General features: G+C 51.3%; 15 protein-coding genes and 1 pseudogene. 14 read left to right on the top strand and 2 right to left on the bottom strand.

The annotated features are described in order from the left end of the window. Positions 1-10 precede the first annotated feature (10 nt). From pgsA to obgE, 6 genes and pseudogenes are all read left to right on the top strand, one after another. Positions 11-535 (top strand): CDP-diacylglycerol--glycerol-3-phosphate 3-phosphatidyltransferase, encoded by a 525-nt coding sequence (gene pgsA / locus BQ7382_RS04035; protein ID WP_077390855.1) that lies wholly within the window; start codon positions 11-13, stop codon positions 533-535. A 29-nt stretch (positions 536-564) separates the two neighbouring features. After that, positions 565-1,842, top strand: a complete 1,278-nt coding sequence (locus BQ7382_RS04030; RefSeq protein WP_077390854.1) for a competence/damage-inducible protein A — start codon at positions 565-567, stop codon at positions 1,840-1,842. A 153-nt stretch (positions 1,843-1,995) separates the two neighbouring features. After that, positions 1,996-3,078, top strand: coding sequence for a recombinase RecA (recA, locus tag BQ7382_RS04025; protein WP_077390853.1), 1,083 nt, complete (start codon positions 1,996-1,998; stop codon positions 3,076-3,078). 191 nt (positions 3,079-3,269) lie between these two features. Further along, positions 3,270-3,572: pseudogene (gene rplU / locus BQ7382_RS09815) on the top strand (50S ribosomal protein L21); the annotation flags it as partial. Positions 3,573-3,791: 219 nt separating this feature from the next. Further along, on the top strand, positions 3,792-4,052 hold the full coding sequence (gene rpmA, locus BQ7382_RS04015; RefSeq protein ID WP_077390851.1) for a 50S ribosomal protein L27: 261 nt from the start codon (positions 3,792-3,794) through the stop codon (positions 4,050-4,052). A gap of 72 nt (positions 4,053-4,124) precedes the next feature. Next, entirely contained in the window at positions 4,125-5,411 is a 1,287-nt protein-coding gene (obgE, locus tag BQ7382_RS04010) for a GTPase ObgE (RefSeq protein WP_077390850.1), read from the top strand. Between the two features lie 65 nt (positions 5,412-5,476). Here the strand turns inward: obgE and BQ7382_RS04005 are convergent, their stop codons facing one another. Both BQ7382_RS04005 and BQ7382_RS04000 read right to left on the bottom strand, forming a co-directional pair. After that, entirely contained in the window at positions 5,477-5,977 is a 501-nt protein-coding gene (locus BQ7382_RS04005) for a sporulation initiation factor Spo0A C-terminal domain-containing protein (protein WP_159437216.1), read from the bottom strand. A gap of 59 nt (positions 5,978-6,036) precedes the next feature. Beyond that, positions 6,037-6,663, bottom strand: a complete 627-nt coding sequence (locus BQ7382_RS04000; RefSeq protein WP_077390848.1) for a helix-hairpin-helix domain-containing protein — start codon at positions 6,661-6,663, stop codon at positions 6,037-6,039. Positions 6,664-7,157: 494 nt separating this feature from the next. Between BQ7382_RS04000 and nifJ the strand changes: the two genes are divergently transcribed. The 8 genes from nifJ (at position 7,158) to BQ7382_RS03960 (ending at position 17,897) form a co-directional block, all read left to right on the top strand. Then, complete coding sequence (gene nifJ / locus BQ7382_RS03995; protein ID WP_235847939.1) at positions 7,158-10,694, top strand: pyruvate:ferredoxin (flavodoxin) oxidoreductase; 3,537 nt, start codon at positions 7,158-7,160, stop codon at positions 10,692-10,694. Between the two features lie 88 nt (positions 10,695-10,782). Beyond that, positions 10,783-11,046: a DUF896 domain-containing protein gene (locus tag BQ7382_RS03990; protein WP_077390847.1), complete on the top strand. Its 264-nt coding sequence runs from the start codon at positions 10,783-10,785 to the stop codon at positions 11,044-11,046. 58 nt (positions 11,047-11,104) lie between these two features. Beyond that, on the top strand, positions 11,105-13,723 hold the full coding sequence (gene alaS / locus BQ7382_RS03985) for an alanine--tRNA ligase (protein WP_077390846.1): 2,619 nt from the start codon (positions 11,105-11,107) through the stop codon (positions 13,721-13,723). A gap of 2 nt (positions 13,724-13,725) precedes the next feature. Continuing rightward, on the top strand, positions 13,726-13,989 hold the full coding sequence (locus BQ7382_RS03980; protein ID WP_205408163.1) for an IreB family regulatory phosphoprotein: 264 nt from the start codon (positions 13,726-13,728) through the stop codon (positions 13,987-13,989). A gap of 25 nt (positions 13,990-14,014) precedes the next feature. Continuing rightward, positions 14,015-14,461 (top strand): Holliday junction resolvase RuvX, encoded by a 447-nt coding sequence (ruvX, locus tag BQ7382_RS03975; protein WP_235847938.1) that lies wholly within the window; start codon positions 14,015-14,017, stop codon positions 14,459-14,461. Position 14,462: 1 nt separating this feature from the next. After that, positions 14,463-15,179: an IMP cyclohydrolase gene (locus BQ7382_RS03970; RefSeq protein ID WP_077390843.1), complete on the top strand. Its 717-nt coding sequence runs from the start codon at positions 14,463-14,465 to the stop codon at positions 15,177-15,179. Next, positions 15,180-16,652 carry an adenylosuccinate lyase gene (gene purB, locus BQ7382_RS03965; RefSeq protein WP_077390842.1) on the top strand — a complete coding sequence of 491 codons (1,473 nt, stop codon included), beginning with the start codon at positions 15,180-15,182 and terminating at the stop codon, positions 16,650-16,652. A gap of 57 nt (positions 16,653-16,709) precedes the next feature. Then, positions 16,710-17,897, top strand: a complete 1,188-nt coding sequence (locus BQ7382_RS03960) for a phosphoribosylaminoimidazolecarboxamide formyltransferase (RefSeq protein WP_077390841.1) — start codon at positions 16,710-16,712, stop codon at positions 17,895-17,897. Positions 17,898-17,913 lie beyond the last annotated feature (16 nt).

The raw sequence follows: 17,913 nt of genomic DNA, 5'->3' as shown, positions 1-17,913 counted from the left end.
AAGGTGCAACATGAATTTACCTAACAAATTGACGATTGGAAGAATAATCGCAGTTCCTTTCTTTATCGCCGCTTTTCTTATGGGATATTATCTGGTGGCCTTTGTCATTTTCATAGCTGCCTCGTTTACCGACTTGCTGGACGGCAAGATCGCAAGGGCCAGAGGTCTCGTGACCAACTTCGGCAAGATCATGGATCCGCTGGCGGACAAGATCCTCGTATACTCGGCGCTCTGTCTTCTTCTCGAGGACGGGGTGATCGCAGGATGGATGCTCATAGTGATACTCGCAAGGGAATTCGCCATAGCTGGCATGAGGACCGTTGCGGCATCTGAGGGGACCGTTATCGCCGCAGGAATGAGTGGAAAGATCAAGACGGTGCTGCAGATGATCGCGGTGCCAGTGCTGATCATCTCCATGATCCCGATCCCGGTACTCAGGACCCCAGGTCTGATCATATTTTACGCATCTCTGGTGATGACCGTTTACTCCGGATGCGAATATATCATCAAGAACAAAAACGTATTTTCTATGTAATATTGATACACAGGGGTATCTATCGATAAATGGATGTTTCTATCATAGCGGTGGGCACGGAACTGCTCTTCGGGCAGACCGTGAACACCAATGCTTCATATCTTTCCAACAAGCTTAATCTCATGGGGTTCAACGTGATGTATCACTTCGTAGTAGGTGATAATCAGGGCAGGCTGCAGGCGGTGATAAACCGTGCCATGACGGATTCTGACATAATGGTATTCACAGGGGGCCTCGGACCTACTCAGGATGATCTCACAAAGGAGACCGTTGCCTCCGCCATGGGCGTTCCACTGGTCAGGGATCAGGAGTGCCTGAAAGAGATAGAGGACTTTTTCAAAAGCCGCGGCCACGACATGACCGAGAACAACTACAAGCAGGCGGATCTGCCGGAAGGATGCACCGTATTTCACAACAAGGTGGGCACTGCGCCCGGCTTTGGCCTCGACGTAAACGGTAAGATAGCCATATGCCTCCCCGGACCGCCAAGGGAGATGACCTGGATGTTCGAGCACTGCGCCCGGCCGTTTCTGGAGGACTACTCTCACAGGGCCATGTGCTACAGGGTCATCAGGACTATTGGGATCGGCGAGTCTGAACTGGAAACAGTACTTCTCCCTTTGATAGACGAGCAGCAGGATCCTACCATTGCCACATATGCAAAAGAAGGCGAGTGCACACTAAGGATCGCTTCTCAGAGAGATGATCCTGCAGAGGCACTGAGGGCTGTGGACGAGATGACAGGACTCGTAACGAAGCTCATCGGAAAATACATATACAGTTATGAGGACAAGCCTCTCAACCAGGTCGTGGTGGAAAAGCTCATCGAGCGCGGCATCACCATCTCCTGCGCGGAGTCCTGTACCGGTGGTAAGTTCGCCGCAAGCATCACGGACATCCCGGGTGCTTCCGGTGTGTTCAGTCATGGTGCAGTGACTTACAGTCCTCAGGCGAAGATGGACGTTCTCGGGGTGAAAAAGGACACACTGGAACGGTACACGGTGGTCAGCAGGGAAACGGCGATAGAGATGGCTCGTGGTATCAGGATGAGTTCCGGGAGCGACATCTCTGTGTCCATCACCGGAGTGGCCGGTCCTGATCCTTCTGACGGGTATCCGGCAGGCACCGCATACATCGGATACTCATACGGAAACAGGGAAGGCTGCATGAAGGTCTCCACAGGAAGAGGAAGCAGGCGTTGGAACAGGCACTATTTCACCCTGAGGATGTTCAAGATCGTAAACGAGATCCTGGATAACGCTGTGGAAGAATCGGAGGAGATCCCAGACAGAGGAGAAAACGAATAGGATTTAGTATATGGATGCCGGATAATGGGACATTATTGTTTGAGACACCTGTACAGTTTCGATATACTTTGATTGCCTGGAAGTCTTGACAGAAATGTCCAGATGGATTAATATCAGGCAGTAAGAACAAATGTTCGTTTTCAAGGAGGACAGATGGCTAAGAAGAACAACGTGGACCTGAGCATACCTTCCGACAAGGAGAAGGCTCTGGAGCAGGCCCTTAATCAGATACAGAAATCATATGGAGCCGGATCCATAATGAAACTGGGAGACGGTGCGGTCAGGGATGGCATAGAGAGTATCTCTACAGGCTCTCTCAGCCTGGATGTGGCCACGGGCATTGGTGGAGTGCCCAGGGGCAGGATCGTGGAGATCTACGGACCTGAATCCTCCGGAAAGACCACGCTTACTCTCCACATCATCGCCGAGGCGCAGAAGAAGGGTGGAAAAGCCGCATTCATCGATGCGGAGCACGCCCTTGATCCCGTCTACGCCAAGAACCTTGGAGTGGATGTAGACGAGCTCCTTGTTTCACAACCTGATACAGGAGAACAGGCTTTGGATATATGTGAGCTCCTGGCACGGAGCGGAGCCATCGACGTAATTGTCATCGACTCAGTGGCAGCACTCGTTCCTAAGGACGAGATACAGGGAAACATGGGAGATTCCCATGTAGGTCTGCAGGCAAGGCTCATGTCTCAGGCACTTAGAAAGATCGCCGGAGCTGTGAACAAGTCGAACACCTGTGTTATCTTCATCAACCAGCTTAGAGAGAAGATCGGCATCATGTTCGGAAACCCTGAGACCACCACTGGAGGAAGGGCATTGAAGTTCTACGCCAGCATGAGGTTCGACGTCAGAAGAGTGGACAGCATCAAGAAGGGCGATGAGATCATCGGAAACCGCACCAGGGTCAAGATCGTAAAGAACAAGGTAGCACCTCCTTTCAAGAAGGCCGAGTTCGACATCATGTACGGCACTGGTATATCCCTGTCCGGAGATGTTCTGGATACCGCGGTAGATGCAGATATCATCGAGAAATCCGGATCCTGGTACAGCTACAACGGAGAGAGGATCGGACAGGGCAGGGAGAACGTTAAGGAATACCTGGAGAAGAACCCTGATCTGCTCGAAACAGTCAAGAATCAGGTGCTGGAAATGCTCCATGACAACGATAACGCAGGCTCTGATGACGACATCAAGGTCGATGAAGACGGAGTGGTCATCGAGGATTAATTAAGAAAGGTCAACTGAATAAGTAAATTTAATTCCTCCTGATTGCTGATTTTACTGAAACAGACTGTTGACATTGATTATTCATGATAGTATACTTCAGTAGTTAGCCGCACGAGACGGGTCTGTTTAAGTGTGCGCAAAAGGGCGCATCACCTGTGATAGGCGAGTCTGGTATGAGGAGGAATTTTATTATGTACGCAATTATCGAAACAGGTGGCAAGCAGTACAGAGTCCAGGAGGGCGATGTGCTGAAGGTTGAGAAGATCAATGCTGAGGAAGGCGCTAAGGTTTACTTCAACGTTCTGGCCATCAACAACGGAGAGCTTGTTACCGGAAAGCCATATGTCGAGAACTGCGCTGTAGAGGCAGAGGTCATCGGCCAGGGCAAGGGTGACAAGGTCATCATCTACAAATACAAGGCCAAGAAGGACTACAGAAGAAAGAACGGTCACAGACAGCCATTCACAGAGGTGAAGATCACTTCTCTGGGAGCAGAGGCTCCGAAGTCGGAGACCGTTAAGGCAGAGGCAACTAAGTCCGAGGCTCCTGCAGAGGACGTAAAAGCCAACATCAACATGAAGAAGGCTGAGCTTCTGGAGATCGCACAGAGCAAGGGTATCGAGGTGAGCAACAAGGCTACCAAGGCTGATATCCTGGCTGCAATCGAGGAAAACTAATTTCATTTTATACAGGGACTCAATGGAGGTATAACGATGTCAAGTAAAAAAGGAGTAGGAAGTTCCAAGAACGGTCGTGACTCGGAGGCGAAACGTCTTGGACTCAAGGCTGGCGCAGGTCAGTATGTAACTGCTGGAAGCATTCTCGTCAGACAGAGAGGAACTAAGTTCCACCCTGGCAACAACGTTGGTATCGGCGGAGACGATACTCTGTTTGCCAAGATCGACGGAACTGTTAAGTTCGAGAGATATGACAAGAAGAGAAAGAAGGTAAGCGTTTACAACGTAGAGGCTTAACCTGATCCAGGCGGTTCCTTTAAAAGGAACCGTTTTTTCTTATAGGGCAACATTGAATCACGAGGAGATCCCATGTTTGTAGACAGAGCAGAAATAATCATAGCCTCTGGTGATGGAGGAAATGGGGCGGTCACATTCCGTCACGATCCTTTTGTCCCTGAGGGCGGTCCTGACGGGGGAGACGGCGGTGACGGCGGAAGCATAATCTTCCTGGCTGACTCCAACCTTCGCACCCTGATGGATTTTAAATATCAGCGCAAATACCAGGCAGAAAAGGGCCAGAACGGCATGAAGCGCAAGAAATACGGTAAGAAGGGACAGGATCTTGTGATCAAGGTGCCAGTCGGGACCATGATCATAGACAAAGAGACAGGTCTCCTTATGAAGGACCTTAACACTCCCGGAGAGAAACTCATAGCAGCGAAAGGCGGTAAAGGGGGAAAGGGCAACGTTCACTTCAAGAACTCCATACGCAGAGCGCCTAACTTTGCGGAGGCCGGGACAGAGGGCGTTGAACGCAGCGTCATACTGGAGCTGAAGCTGATCGCAGACGTCGGGCTCCTTGGTTTCCCTAACGTCGGAAAGTCTACGCTCCTGTCTGTATGCACGAGCGCACGCCCTAAGATCGCAAATTATCATTTCACTACCATAGACCCGAACCTGGGGGTGGTGGACATGGGCGATCAGAGCTTCGTCATGGCCGATATTGCCGGGATAATAGAGGGTGCTCACCAGGGTCTTGGCTTAGGGTTCAAGTTCCTGAAACACATAGAGAGGACGAAAGTACTCATCCATCTTGTAGATGTTTCCGGCACAGAGGGAAGGGATCCTGTTGAGGACTACGAGAAGATAAACAGGGAACTGGAGCAGTATGACCCGTCCCTTCTGAAAAAGCCTCAGATAGTCGCCGCTAGCAAGGTGGACCTTGTGACCGACAGAACAGATCTTGAGAGACTCAGATCTCACGTTCTGGCCGAAGGGAAAAGCTTCTATGAGATCTCTGCCGCGACGAGAACGGGAATAGACGACCTCATGAAGGAGGCTCTGTATCTCATCAGCACGTATGAGCCGCCTGAGGAACCTGAGATGGAGATGTTCGACTTCGACAAAGACGAGGAGCAGGGACCTGAATACAGAGCGATCCATGGCTACAAGGATGAAGACGGAGTCTATGTCCTCGAGGGGAAGCAGCTGAGAAAGATCTTCAACTCGACGAACTTCAACGACATGGGTTCCATGAGGTATCTGTATCGCTATATCTCCGACAGAGGTGGGATAAAACAGCTTATAAAGCTGGGCCTGAAGGAAGGGGATACGGTCCGCATAGAAGACTACGAATTCGAATACACAGAAGAATAAGCTCGCAGATAGTAATGGCCGTCGCAGGATGAGATCTCCTGCGGCGGCCACGTTGCTGTAATACATCAGTCTCTGAAAACGAAGTCCTCAGGTCCCATCTGTACCGTCTGTCTGAGCATCATCGCCGAATAATTCAGATATTCGCTGTTTGTCGGCCTGTGATCGAATTTTCGCATCACACTGAGTATGCTTATTCGCGGTTGTGTCTCGTCTGGTCTCGCCTGCAGGCGTTCCAGGTGTGCCTGCCATGCAGCGTTTATTGCTGCCCTGATACCTGCCTCAACGGCCTTGCTGGAGACATTGTACCTTGCTGCAATGGCCGGATAGATCACTTTTGTAAGTCCGGTCTGATATGGTCCACACAGAAAAATCATCACCATCGCATCGGTAATGTAGTTGTGTCCCTTGTGACGCATGGACACGCAGCTGTCAGATGTTATCTTGAAGCTGGCGTAGTTCAGCGCCTCACGAAGACCCGCCCCATCGACGACAAATTCGTCCATGCTCTCTACATCATAGAGAAAACGTGTAAAAAGGTCCTTTTCCGGGTAACGATCAGTCTTCATTGTTGTCTCTCCTTTCTGATAACTTGATAACATTGACTGATGTATCTGGTGGGCACTTTCTATACAGTGATGTCGTCCTTCAGGTTACTGTAAGTAACTTCACCGATGCCCTTTACAGACTTTAGGTCTTCTATGGACTGAAACCTGCTGTTAGTTCGTTGTTCTATTATCCGGTCTGCCATGACCTCTCCGATCCCGTGAAGTGTCATGAGTTCGTCTTTTGAAGCCAGGTTTATGTTTACCTTTCCATCCGAAGAGATACCGGCGGTTGAGGAGGCATCTCCGCCGATGTTTTCACCCTCCGTTGCTTTGGATGGAATGACGATCTTCTCGCCATCCTTCACATAGGCCGCCTGATTCACGGCGTCAAGGTCCGCATTTTCCGTTAGGCCGCCGGCCTTTTCTATGATCTGGAATATCCGTGTTTTTCTGCTCGCCTTGTATACCCCGGGACTTTTTACGGCACCGCTCACATCCACGTAGAATGCCTGTGCATCCTTCTGTACCTGTGATGGAGAGGACTCTTTCACGGTAACTGCGCTGGCTCTGTTCTGATGTATCCTCATGCCGACAGCGACACACAGGATGATCACGATGAGAAGGCCCTTGTAAAAGGTTTTTCTGTTATCTGCGATGGTGCTGGCGATAATGGCAGCAAAGCCGCCAGAGTCACGTTCTGCTCTCATACTGGTCTCCTTATTGGACGCTACGAATACAGATTAATATTAAATTCACATAATGACAATAGGCATCATTTCCGATTGAGCACTACTGAGTTGCGCACATATAGAATATTATTGTAAAGAAAAGTGAAATATCACTGCGCAAAAAGATATTCAAATACCATGGTTTAACAGGGGTAAAAATGTTTTCAAGGAAAAACATTTTTCTCACGCCGTGAGGTCCGTAAATTTTCTATTGCATTTTTTTAGTACAATCCGGGCCCTGAAACCATCTGTTTTTCACGGGTCGCACAGAATATCCACCTTCATTAAAAGAACGAATTTTTACTTCATCGTTTGTTCTTTTTAACAAAATTTACGCGTAATAATATTAATTCATAACAATCTCTCTGTTGTATTGGGAAATTGTAAATGGTAATATAACTTGAAAATAGCTTATAGATTTTCGGGGCGACCTGCAGGTCGCCGCCTTCCTGAATAAGTATGAGGTGAAACCTATGGGAAACTTTTTGAAGAGACAAAGGAAGACCATGGACGGCAACACCGCAGCCGCACACGTAGCGTATGCGTTTTCTGAGGTAGCTGCCATCTATCCTATCACGCCGTCATCCGTAATGGCAGAGAACGTTGATGCCTGGGCCACCCAGGGGAGAGAGAACCTTTTCGGACAGCAGGTGAAAGTATTGGAAATGCAGTCCGAGGGTGGTGCAGCCGGCGCCGTACACGGATCTCTCAACACAGGAGCGCTCACATCTACATTCACTGCCAGCCAGGGTCTCCTGCTGATGATACCTAACATGTACAAGATCGCAGGTGAGAAGCTGCCGGGAGTTTTCCACGTGGCCGCGCGCGCCCTGACGACACAGTCCCTCTCTATTTTCGGAGACCATTCTGATGTCATGTCCACAAGGTCGACAGGTTTTGCCATGCTCAGCTCAAACAGTCCGCAGGAGGTAATGGATCTGGCTGCCGTGGCACATCTCGCTGCCATCAAAGCGAGCATGCCAGTCCTTCATTTCTTCGACGGATTCCGCACCAGCCACGAGCAGCAGAAGATAGGCATCTGGGATTACAACACACTATCCGATCTACTCGACTGGGACGCGGTCAAGGCATTCAAGGCAAAGGCGAGCAACCCTCTTCATCCTCATATGGTAGGATCTGCAGAGCAGCCTGAGACATTCTTCCAGCACACAGAGTCCAGGAACAAGGACTACATAGACGCTGTGGAGATTTTCAAAGAGGTAATGGATCAGGTCAACGAAAAAATCGGCACAGACTACGCTCCATTCAATTACTACGGTGCTCCAGACGCTGAACACGTGATCGTTGCCATGGGGTCTGTCTGCGAGACGGCTGAAGAAGTAGTTGACTATCTGAACAAGCAGGGAAGAAAGACAGGCCTTATAAAGGTAAGGCTTTTCAGACCTTTCTCACCTAAGTATCTGCTCAGTGTCATCCCTGAGACCGTAAAGACCATCTCTGTTCTCGACAGAACAAAGGAACCTGGTTCAGCAGGAGAACCTTTGTATCTGGACGTGGTATCCGCTCTCCAGGGCTCCAGATTCCAGGATGTGCAGGTGTTCAGGGGCCGTTACGGTCTGGGATCGAAGGACACTCAGCCAGGAGATATCATCGCATGCTATGACAACATGGCCAGCGATTCTCCTAAGCAGGAGTTTACATTGTCCATCACCGACGATGTAACGAACCTGTCTCTGCCGAGGATCTCCAACCCTGATACATCGGCACCGGGAACGGTAGCATGCAAATTCTGGGGACTCGGTGCGGACGGTACCGTTGGCGCAAACAAGAACAGTATCAAGATCATCGGAGACAACACAGACAAGTATGTCCAGGCGTACTTCCAGTATGATTCAAAGAAGTCCGGAGGACTCACAATCTCTCACCTGAGATTCGGCGATGCTCCGATACATTCCACATATTATGTGAACAACGCATCCTTTATCGCATGTCATAACCCTTCTTACATGAGCAAGTACGACATCGTATCGGATGTCAACCCGGGTGGAAGCTTCCTCCTGAATTGTCCTTGGTCGGACGATGAGCTGGATGAGAAACTTCCTGCCGCTGCAAAGAGATATATAGCTGAGAACGATATCCAGTTTTACACCTGTGATGCCAGTAAGATCGCAGTGGAGGTCGGGCTTGGTGCCACAAGGACAAATACAGTTCTTCAGGCCGCCTTCTTCAAGATCACCGAGATCATCCCTATCGACAAGGCTGTCGATGCCATGAAGGAAGCCATCAGGAAAACGTACGGCAGGAAGGGCCAGAAGATCGTGGACATGAACTGTGCCGCTGTGGACAGGGGCCTGACAGGTGCCCACAAAGTGGACGTTCCAGAGTCATGGAAGAATGCTGAGGACAAGGCCGAAGCAGCAGCTCCAAAGGCTGACGATCCTTTCCTGGCCCAGTATCTCACCGATATCCTGGAACCAAGCATCGCTCAGAAGGGAGACGACATCCCTGTTTCCAAGTTCCTTCCGACGAGAGACGGTATCCTTCCTTCAGGAACTTCAGCATACGAGAAGAGAGGCGTGGCTGTCTCCGTTCCTGTATGGATCAAGGAAAACTGTGTAGAGTGCAATATCTGTTCTCTTGTATGTCCTCACGGAGCCATCAGACCGTTTGCTGTGACCAGAGAGGAAGCTGAGGCTAGCGGTGCTGATACCGATCCTCTGAAGATCGCACCGGACTACGAATTCACCATCACAGTCTCTTCGTACGATTGTGTTGGATGCGGATCCTGCGTGGACTCCTGCATCGCAAGAGACAAGGCTCTCAAGATGGTGCCATTTGGCAGCGATGAAGCGCAGAAGCAGCAGGCGGTATTCGACTACTGCACAGAAAATGTTGATAACAAGGGCCTTGGCAACACCAGAAGCGTGGTGAATATCGGCTTCAGAAAACCATACCTCGAGTTCTCAGGTGCATGCCCTGGCTGCGGCGAGACTCCTTATGCAAAACTGGTGACACAGTTGTTCGGCGACAGGATGATAATCGCCAATGCAACGGGCTGCTCATCTATCTGGGGCTGCTCCGCACCTTCTACGCCTTACACAGTTGACAAGAGGGGCAGAGGCCCTGCATGGTCGAACTCCCTCTTCGAGGACAACGCCGAATTCGGTCTTGGAATGGCAACATCTGTGAACGCAAGGCGCAAGGAGATGGAGTCCGCAGTGAGGAAGCTCTCTGAAAAGAACGAGTTCAAGGAAGCCGCTCAGGCATGGCTCGATAGCATGAACGACAGCGAGGGTGCCGAGAAGACAGGTCAGATCCTGGCCGAAGCTGTTAAGGGATCTTCAGATCCTGATGCCAGGTACGTTGACGCAAACAAAGACATGCTCATCAAGCCGTCCGTATGGATGTTCGGAGGAGACGGGTGGGCTTACGACATCGGTTACGGCGGACTGGATCACGCCATCGCCTCTGGTGAGAACATCAACATCCTGGTGTTCGACACCGAAGTGTATTCAAATACAGGCGGACAGGCTTCGAAGGCTACACCTACAGGCTCTATAGCCCAGTTCGCTGCGGGCGGCAAGCCTACAGCGAAGAAGAACCTTGGCACCATGGCCATGTCCTATGGTTATGTGTATGTGGCTCAGATCGCCATGGGAGCAAATCCTAACCAGGCGGTCAAGGCAATCAAGGAGGCCGAAGCATACGACGGACCTTCCCTGATAATCGCTTACTCGCCATGCATAAACCACGGCATCAAGACCGGCATGAAGACTTCCATGGCGGAGATGAAGAAGGCAGTAAAGGCAGGATACTGGAACCTTTACAGATATGATCCTTCTGCAGAGGCTGCAGGAAAGAACCCTCTGACCATCGACAGCCAGCAGCCTTCTACGGACTACAGGGATTTCCTGATGGGAGAGGTGAGGTACAGCTCACTCGACCAGGCGGATCCAGAGGCTGCAGACAGGCTCTTCAAGAAGGCCTCCGACGAGGCGGCCAGAAGATACGAGGATCTGGTGAGGAGAAAGGCATCCTACGAAAAATAAGGAATGACCGGGAAGTTCCAGAGACGGCTTCTGCCGTCCCTTTTCCCGTTTTATAGAATTACATAAGACCTGGAGAGGAGACAGAAAATTGGAGAAGAAAAAGATAGACAGGATCAATGAGCTGGCAAGGCTCAAGAAAGAAAGGGAGCTTTCGCCGGAGGAAAAGGAAGAACAGCAGGCCCTGCGCAAGGAGTTTCTCAGGGAGATAAGGGCCGATCTCAAGCAGACTCTGGACAACATCGAGATAGTAGACGATGCGGCGCCTGCGCAGGAAAAGAAGGTGCCAGAATCCGACCTTGTGGACCACATAACCGGGGAGACTATAAGCATCAAGGAATACAACGCTGAATGACATTATTCCCACAATATAGTATAATGGGGTAAGTTTGCGGAATAGGAGATTTTTTTACATGGAGAAACTTGGACTTAACGAAATCAGAAGCCGTTTCAGAGATTTTTACGTCAGCAAAGGGCATTACGCAGCAGGAAGTGCTTCCCTCATACCTAAGAACGATAAGAGCCTGCTGATAATCAACTCTGGAATGGCCCCTCTCAAGCCGTATTTTGCAGGTGTGGAAACACCGCCGTCTAAGAGGATGACGACCTGTCAGAAGTGCATCAGGACCGGCGACATCGAGAACGTGGGAAAGACCGCCCGGCACGGCACTTTTTTCGAGATGCTCGGGAACTTCAGCTTCGGGGATTACTTCAAGAAGGAGTCTCTGACCTGGGGCTGGGAGTTCATCACCGAGGATCTCAAGATGCCGAAGGACAAGCTCTGGGCCACAATATACAAAGACGATGAGGAGGCTCACGACATCTGGATCTCCCTCGGAATGCCAGAAGACCACATCGTGAGGCTCGGAAAGGAAGACAATTTCTGGGAGATCGGCCTTGGTCCATGTGGTCCATGTTCTGAGATATACTTTGACAGGGGAGAGAAATACGGCTGCGGAAAGCCTGACTGTAAACCCGGATGTGAGTGCGACCGCTATGTAGAGTTCTGGAACCACGTTTTCACCCAGTTTTCAAAGGAAGAAGACGGCAGCTACTCAAACCTGGCGCATCCTAACATAGACACGGGAATGGGCCTCGAAAGGATCGCCTGCATAATGCAGGGCGTGGACTCCATTTTCGATGTAGACACCGTAAGACACATACTCAATGCCGTCACCGAGATGGCAGGAGTGAAATACGAGGACGGCGACGAAAAGGCCGATATGAGCATCCGCATCGTCACCGACCACCTGAGATCCATGGTATTCATGATCGCCGACGGCATACTTCCGAGCAATGAGGGCAGAGGGTATGTCCTGAGAAGACTCATCAGAAGAGCCTCCAGACACGGCAGGCTTCTGGGGATCCAGGAGCCGGAATTCCTTTCACAGCTGGCTGACAAGGTAATCGAGGTGTCCGGTGAGGCATATCCTGAGCTGGTGGAGAAGAGGGACTACATCAAGAAGATGATCTCCCTCGAGGAAGAGAGGTTCGGAAAGGCCCTGGATAACGGTCTCCACCTGCTGTTCAACTATGTTGCCGACATGGAGGAAGAGGGCCGCGACACCCTGGACGGTGAAAGCGCATTCAAGCTCTACGACACATACGGCTTCCCAGTGGAACTTACAGAAGAGATACTGGAAGAAAAGGGAAAGAAAGTGGACATGGACGGCTTCAGGGAGCATATGGCCCAGCAGAAGGAGATGGCCCGCGCCGGACAGCGAGACACTTCTGACGATGCATGGAAGGACGCTGCAGAATACGATGAGCTTCCTGCGACCGAATTTGTCGGCTACGATTCCGAGCAGTGCAACGCCAGCATTCTCTACGTTGGAAGGAAGGATCAGGACCACGCTCTGGTGATCACCGACAGAACGCCTTTCTACGCCACGAGCGGCGGACAGCTCCACGACATCGGTACCATCACTGCAGGAGATATCGTCCTCTCAGTTGAGGATGTGGTCAAGGAAAACGGCATTTTCCTTCATATCATCAGCCATGAGGACAGCGACAAGGCCATGTCACTTGAGGCCACAACGGAAGTTACGATGTCCATTAATGGTGTGATGAGACACAGGACATCCAGAGGCCACAGCGCAACGCATCTCCTTCAGCAGGCTCTCAGGGACGTCCTTGGCAGCCATGTGCAGCAGGCGGGATCATATGTTGACGACAACTACCTCCGCTTCGATTTCAGCCACTTCCAGCCTATGACTCAGGAAGAGCTCCGCAGAGTGGAGGATATTGTAAACGAGAAGATAGATGAATTCCTCACCATCAAAATGGAGGAAATGCCGATAGAGGACGCCAAGAAGCTGGGAGCGATGGCTATCTTCGGTGAAAAGTACGGTTCCATCGTGCGTGTTGTGAGCATGGGTGACTACAGCGTTGAGTTCTGCGGAGGTACCCACCTGGACAACACCGGAAAGATCGGAGCATTCAAGATCACAGGAGAGAGCGGCGTAGCTTCCGGAGTACGGCGTATCGAGGCCATTACCGGAACTGCGGTCACAAGACTCCTGGATGATACCGAGGACATAGTCGACCAGACGGCAGACGCACTGAAGACCAACAGATCTGAACTGGCAAGAAGAGCAGCCCAGGTGGTGAAGGACAATAAGGACCTCCAGAAGGAGATAAAGTCCCTGGAGTCCGGCAGGCTGGCTGATTCCCTCGACGATATCATCGCATCGGGTGAGGAACTCGGCAAGGCCAGACTCATCACCGGAAGCTTCGATGGCATCGATGTTGAACAGCTGAGAGAGATGGCTGATGCCGTCAAGGAAAAGGTGGACAACGCCGTCATTCTCTTCGCTTCGGTCGGAGAAGGCAAGGCCGCTCTCATATGCGGAGTGAGCGAGAAGCTCGTCGGCGAGGGATATCACGCCGGAAAGCTTATCAAGGAAGCCGCAACGGCAGCTGGCGGAGGAGGCGGCGGAAAATCCGGAATGGCCCAGGCTGGCATCAAGGATCCATCGAGGATCGGAAACGCGTTTGACAGAGTCAGAGAGATTCTTTCAAAGGAGGTATGACAATGAGCAAGGATACTATTTTATTCGAGGGTGTCAAGGCTTCACAGCTCACAAAGAGAGAGCTCCTGGAGCAGGTCTACAGCGCTCTGGAAGACAGAGGATACAACGCCATCGACCAGATGGTAGGCTATCTCACCTCTGGTGACCCTTCATATATCACGAGCCACAACAACGCCAGAAACATGATAATGAAGGTGGACAGGGATGACCTTCTGGAGGAGATACTCAGATCTTATCTGGGCAAGGAAAAGGAGGACCAGGAATAATATCCTGGTACAGGAGATCATCGATTTGAAGAGAAAAATGGGCCTGGACGTAGGCGAAAAGACCATCGGCGTAGCCGTGAGCGACCCCCTGGACATCACTGCCCAGGGAGTTACGACGATACAGCGTGTGGGCATCAAAAAGGACACCACAAGCGTACTGGAATACATAAAGGAATACGACTGCGACACAGTAGTGATCGGACTTCCGCTGAGCCTTGACGGCACAGACAGCGTTCAGACGGAAAAGGTAAGGGAGTTTCGCAGACGTCTCGAGAACAAGCTCAGAAGTTCCGCTATGGCAGACATCAAAGTAGAGTGGATGGACGAGCGGTTCACCACTAAGATCGCCGAGAGCGTGCTCATCCAGACCGGGATGACCAGGCAGGAGAGAAAGAAATACGTGGACAAGCAGGCTGCCATCGTCATTCTTCAGAGCTATATGGACAGGCAGCACAATTCACAGGAAGGATAACATGGACAAGAATCTGGACCAGGATCTTAGCTTCCTGGCTTCTAATGAATATTGGGGCAGAGGTATACTGACCGGAAATCTCCCGGGCACGATCTGCGTCGCCTATTTCATCATGGGCAGGAGCCAGAACAGCAGAAACAGGTATTTTTATCAGGAAGATGACCGGATCGCCATAGCTCCATACGATATGGAGAAGCTTGAGGATCCGAGCCTCATCATCTATTACCCGGTAAAAAAAGTGAACGATACTCTTATCGTCACGAACGGCGATCAGACCGACACCATCGAAGAGGCCATAAGCAAGGGCGTTCCTTTTCAGGATGCCCTCAGAAAGAGGTGCTTCGAGCCGGACGCTCCAAACTATACCCCGAGGATCAGCGCCGTGATCGACCAGGACACGGGAGACTTCGTCCTCAGCATACTCAAGAACCAGGACGGCCGGGGAGAGCTCTGCGCCAGGTATTTCTACGAGTACAGCTGCCAGGAAGGAAACGGCCGTTTCATACACACATATGAGAGAAACGACGAGCCTCTCCCTTCATTCCAGGGAGAGCCGTGGAGCGTCGATCTCTCCGTCGTATCGGATCAGGATCTTTTTACTGAGAAGATATGGAACAGCCTCAACAGCGAGAACAAGATATCCCTGGTCACCATGTTCGTGGACAAGGCCTCGGGTAAGAGACATACTGTGATAAAAAACAAGAGAATGGGGGACTAAATGGCAGAGTTCAAGATTCCTGCAGAACAGCAGAACGTACCTGAGGACAAGCTGGTATACATGTCACCGCTCTCCGTGCGATATGCCAGCAAGGAGATGAAGTACATCTTTTCCGAGGAAAAGAAGTTCACAACCTGGCACCGCCTCTGGATCGCACTGGCAAAGGCTGAGAAGGAGCTTGGCCTCAATATCACTCAGGAGCAGATCGACGAGATGGAGGCCGCGAAGGACATCGTGGACTTCGAGGTGGCCGAGAAGCGTGAAAAGGAAGTGCGACACGATGTGATGAGCCATGTTTACGCCTACGGCAAAAGATGCCCTAAGGCAGAGCCGATCATCCACCTGGGAGCTACGTCTTGCTACGTGGGCGACAACACCGACGTCATCCTGATGAGGGAGGCTCTCGAGCTCATTCTGGAAAAGGCAGTGCAGGTCGAGCGCAATCTGGCGAAATTCGCCGACGAATACAAGGATCTGCCATGCCTGGGATATACTCATCTCCAGCCGGCTCAGCTCACGACCGTGGGCAAGAGGGCAACACTGTGGATGTACGAGCTTTCTCTTGATATCACGGAGCTGGAGCGCAGGATCGACGACCTCAGGATGCTTGGATCAAAGGGTACCACCGGGACCCAGGCCAGCTTCATGGATCTCTTCGACGGAGACGAGGAAAAGGTCAAGAGACTGGACCAGCTCATCGCGGAGGATTTCGGCTTCAAGGGATGCGTCCCGGTCTCCGGACAGACATACACGAGAAAAGTTGACTATAATGTATTATCGTCACTTTCTGGTCTGGCTCAGTCTGCATCTAAATTTTCTAATGACATGAGGATCCTGCAGTCCTTCGGCGAGATGGAAGAGCCTTTTGAGAAAAAGCAGATTGGATCTTCCGCCATGCCTTACAAGAGGAACCCGATGAGATCAGAGCGCATTACATCTCTCTCCAGATACGTGATGATAGATTCCCTGAATCCGGCGATAACTGCCGCTACACAGTGGTTCGAAAGGACTCTGGACGACTCCGCCAACAAGAGGCTGTCAGTTCCTGAAGCATTCCTGGCCATGGACGGCATCCTGGATCTCTATATAAACATCACCAGCGACATGGTTGTTTACCCTAAGGTGATCTACTCCAGGGTGATGGAAAAGCTCCCTTATATCGCTACCGAGAACATCATGATGGAGGCCGTGAAAAAGGGAGGCAACCGCCAGGAGCTCCACGAGATCATAAGAGAGCACTCTCATGCTGCTACCAGAAAGGTGAAGCTCGAGGGAGGAAAGCTGGATCTTGTGGACAGGATCGCCGGAGATCCTGCCTTCAACCTCACGAAGGAGGAGATCATGAGTCACCTGGATCCGAAGCTGTACACAGGACGTTCGGCCAGCCAGGTCACCGACTTCCTCCGCGATGTCATCCAGCCTATACTGGACAGATATCCGGACGAGAAGATCGACGCGGAGATCAACGTGTAGTTCATCGTGTGTTTCTACTATCGACTGACAGAACACTTTGAGACGGGAGCTAGAAGAATGAATTCAATGGAATTAAAATACGGACGCAATCCGAATCAGAAGCCTGCCTCTGTTTCCATGGAGGACGGGTCTGACCTGCCGTTTGAGGTGCTGAACGGCAAACCCGGATACATAAACCTGCTGGACGCACTGAACAGCTGGCAGCTCGTGAAGGAGCTCAAACAGGCCCTTGACATGCCTGCCGCGGCTTCGTTCAAGCACGTCAGCCCGACATCTGCCGCCATAGGCAGAAAGATGAGCGACAGGCTCAAGAAGGCTTGCTTCGTCGACGATATACAAGGCCTCGATGATTCACTGATAGCCACTGCCTACGCGAGGGCCAGGGGTACAGACAGAATGTCTTCGTTCGGTGATTTCATCGCACTCAGCGATGTATGTGACGAGACCTGCGCCAGACTGATCAAGAGAGAGGTGTCAGACGGGATCATAGCTCCGGGGTACACTCAGGAGGCACTGGATATTCTGGAAAAGAAGAAGAGCGGCCGCTACCTGGTGCTCAAGATGGATCCTTCCTACGAGCCGGCTGCTGTGGAGAAGAAGCAGGTCTACGGAGTTACCTTTTCACAGAAACACAACGACGTGAAACTGGATCGCTCGTGTCTCACTAACATCGTCACGGAGAATAAGGAACTGCCTGATGAGGCTAAGGAGAACATGATCATCGCCCTTATAGCCTTGAAGTATACCCAGTCCAACTCAGTGGCATTCGCCTATGACGGCCAGTGCATTGGCATCGGCGCCGGGCAGCAGTCCAGAGTGCACTGCACCAGGCTTGCCGGAGGCAAGGCAGACAACTGGTTCCTCAGGCAGTCCGACAAGGTGCTAAGCCTTCCTTGGAAGGAAGGTGTGAAAAGGCCTGACAAGGACAACTTCCTTGACAGGTACATCGCTCTCGAGGAAACTCCCGAGGCGGCAATTGAGATCGACTGGGAAGAGAAGTTCACTGAAAAGCCGGAGCCTTTTACCATCGCCGAGAAGAGAGCCCTTCTGGCAAAGGAAGAAAATGTCGTTCTGGCATCTGATGCTTTCTTCCCGTTCAGCGACAACATCGAGAGAGCCATCCAGAGCGGCGTAAAGTACATCGTACAGCCGGGAGGCTCGACAAGAGACGATGTTGTGCTCGACTACTGCAACCAGCACGATCTGGTAATGGTGTGCAACGGTATAAGGCTTTTCCACCACTAGAACGGAATCTCAGGCT

The organism is Mobilibacterium timonense (genome assembly GCF_900155555.1).
Lineage (GTDB): Bacteria > Bacillota > Clostridia > Peptostreptococcales > Anaerovoracaceae > Allobaileyella > Allobaileyella timonense.
Note: the sequence above shows the minus strand (reverse complement) of the source record. Positions and strands in the feature narration are given on the sequence as shown.